This window comes from Aureimonas ureilytica DSM 18598 = NBRC 106430 (assembly GCF_000382705.1).
Lineage (GTDB): Bacteria > Pseudomonadota > Alphaproteobacteria > Rhizobiales > Rhizobiaceae > Aureimonas > Aureimonas ureilytica.
Genome location: NZ_ARQE01000040.1, coordinates 1 through 2,342 on the forward strand (window position 1 = coordinate 1; position 2,342 = coordinate 2,342).

The window sequence follows — 2,342 nt, forward strand, 5'->3', positions numbered from 1 at the left end:
GTGTTGTTGACCTTGGTCAGCCCACCCAGCGTGTAGCCGGCGACCGTGCCGGACTGCAGCGTATAGCTGTCGGCATCGGCCGGAACGGTGATCGTNGCCGTCACCACGTCACCGATCTTCATCGCCGCGTTCGGGATCAGCACCGAGGTAATGGTAAGTGGCGTCGTATTGGTGACAGCGCTCTCCGACAAAGAAACGGCGTCGTTGCCGACTTGATCTTGTATGGCGTTTGCGTCGTCGCCCGTCGTCGGATCATTGTAGGATACAGTCACGCTGTGGCCATGCGTAACGGTGGAGGCGAGCGTTAGCGTGACGGTCTTGGCTGCTCCGTCCACCGCAACGGCGTTGACCGCAACTAACGAACCACCAGCCCGGACGGTGAATGCGTTCGTTGCAGGCGGATGCGCGGCGTCCAACGCCTCGCTGTAGGTGAGCACCAATGAGTTGCCATCGACAGTCGCAGAAACCAACACCGGAGGCGTGGCATCGATGGCGATGTTTGTTGATGCCCCGGTTGCACTAGCGATGCTGGCGGCCGACAGGCCGCCGAAGTTGAGTAGCACGGCAGCAGTGTCGTTAGATGTACTGGCGGTGACGATGTCGACCATGCCGTCACCGTTCACATCCGCCAGCGCCACTGAGTGCGATTGGAGTCCGGCGGAGAGGAATCGCCCCGCCGCGAACGTGCCGTCGCCATTGCCTAGAAAAACCGAGGAGGTGACGCCCCAATTCTCAGCGGTGACGATGTCGAGCTTGCCATCCCCGTTCACGTCTCCCAGCGCCACCGAGTATGGTTGGAGTCTGGTAATTAGGGTCTGTGCTGTCCTGAAAGTGCCATCGCCATTACCCAAAAGGATCGAGGCGGTGTTGTCGCGGTAATTGGTGGTGACGATATCGAGCTTGCCGTCGCCGTTCACATCTCCCAAAACCACCGACGTTGGGCCTGCACCCGTCGGGACCAAACGGCCGGGTTGGAATCCGTTGGCTCCATTGCTCAGGAGGACTGAGGCATTATCGGATCCTGTGTTGGCGATAACGATATCGAGCTTACCGTCACCGTTCAGATCCCCCAAAGCAACCGAGGTTGGCGAAAAGTCTGCCTTTAGCGATGTCGCTTGCTGAAAGGTACCATCGCCGTTGCCTAAAAGAACAGAGGCGTAAAAGTTTAAGTCAGGGCTGGAGGCATTAGCGGTGACGATGTCGAGTTTGCCATCGCCATTAAGGTCCGAAACTGCAACTGATGACGGTCCGGCTCCGGTAGAATAGTCCTGCTTCTGCGCGAAGGTGCCGTTGCCGTTTCCGAAAAGGACTGAAACACTCGCGCTGCTCCTGTTTGCAACGATAATATCGAGTTTACCGTCGCTGTTCATGTCCTTCAGCGCGACCGAGACAGGTTCGCTTCCTGTCCCAAAGGTCTGCTTTGAACCGAAAGCGCCATTGCCGTCGCCGAAAAGAACCGACACGGAATTGCTAGTGGAGTCAGCAGTGACAATATCAAGCTTGCCGTCGCCATTGACGTCGCCGACTGAAACGGAGATGGGGCGCCTTCCAACAGCAAAATCTTGCTTGTTTTGGAAGGTCCCGCCGCTACTGCTGCTGATGCTGCCGCCGTTGAAGTCAATGCCCGTGACGGCGAGACTGTTCGTGCCCGAATCGCCTGACGCGACTTTGTAGGTGAACTGGGGTTTGCCGTCGCTGTCGAGACCCGAATAAACTGCCTTCGCCCCGTTGCTCATAATCAACGCGGGTGTGCCTCCAACCGTGCTCACCTTGACGGGAACGTCGGTTGACAGCGTCAGGACAACGGTGGATCCGATGCCAATCTGCGCAGCAGATGATGTCGACGTGATCGCGGTGACGGTGGGAGATTGTACGGACATGCGGCGAGCATCCATCGGTAGGCAGCATAGAATGTTCTGCTTCTAGATGGTCGAAATGGCCGCTTCAAAGCCTGCGGCTTTCAATCTGTTCCAATCACCCTTCAATCCGTCCCAAACTCGTTTGCGATGAAGTCTTTCGCTGTTGCGATCGCACACCCGAGTTAAACGCAATAGTGCAACGGCGGAGGAGCGGACACACAGTTCTCCTCAGAGCGCTACCCGTGCCCTTCAGGTTAATCTTTGAAAAAGGGCCACTGAACGGCATGGTTTGATGTCCTCTATCGGCGGCCTTAGGATTCAGAGCGGACGGTCTGTTCTCAACCCGTGATCGCTGATCGGCGCCGAGAAAGCGGACGTCTGGAAGCGGTCCATCCGCTTTCGACCCATCAAAGTCGTTCGAATGTTAGTACAACGCGCTCGATAGCGGACATTCACGCGCCTTCTTCCGTACTCAGTTCCGGA

General features: G+C 57.2%; 1 protein-coding gene. It reads right to left on the minus strand.

Translation table 11 applies throughout. The annotated features are described in order from the left end of the window. Positions 1-1,895 (minus strand): FG-GAP-like repeat-containing protein (locus B146_RS28140; protein WP_457911984.1); only part of this gene is annotated, 1,895 nt, incomplete at its 3' end. Positions 1,896-2,342: the final 447 nt, after the last annotated feature.